The sequence below is a fragment of the Kytococcus schroeteri genome (assembly GCF_002847825.1).
GTDB classification, from domain to species: domain Bacteria; phylum Actinomycetota; class Actinomycetes; order Actinomycetales; family Dermatophilaceae; genus Kytococcus; species Kytococcus schroeteri.
Window position 1 is genome coordinate 1 of sequence record NZ_PKIZ01000060.1, and the last position, 449, is coordinate 449.

Consider the following 449-nt stretch of genomic DNA (forward strand, 5'->3'; position numbering starts at 1 on the left):
CGGTCATCCAGGGCCGGGCGTCGTTGCGCAGGGTGCTGGACTGGCACGCCGCCACCGACCACCTGCCCCAGGACGTGGCCGTCACGATCGGCCAGGAGGTGTTGACCCGGGGGTCGGACGGGTCCCCGCGCAGCGGGTCGTCGTTCCGACGGTTGCTGGGCCGCAGGGTGCGGCAGGCCGAGACCGCTGACCGGGCCGCGGCCCGTGCCAGGCGGACCACGGCGATCGCAGGCCGGGGCAGCTGGGCCCGGGCCGGTCAGGACGGGACCGGGTCGCTCACGGTGGTCGGTGAGGCCACCCGGGTGGCCGGTGCCTGGTCCCGGTTGGACAACGCGGCCCGCCGCGCGAAGGCCGCCGGCGACGCCCGTACCCTGGGCCAGCTCCGCTCGGACCTGCACCTGGACCTGCTGTTGGTCGGCCAGCTCCCCGACCACCCCAACACCGGCGCC

1 pseudogene is annotated in these 449 nt (G+C 76.6%); it reads left to right on the forward strand.

Going from position 1 to position 449, the window contains the following annotated elements:
• A pseudogene (locus CYJ76_RS12590) lies at window positions 1-449 on the forward strand (HNH endonuclease signature motif containing protein); the annotation flags it as partial.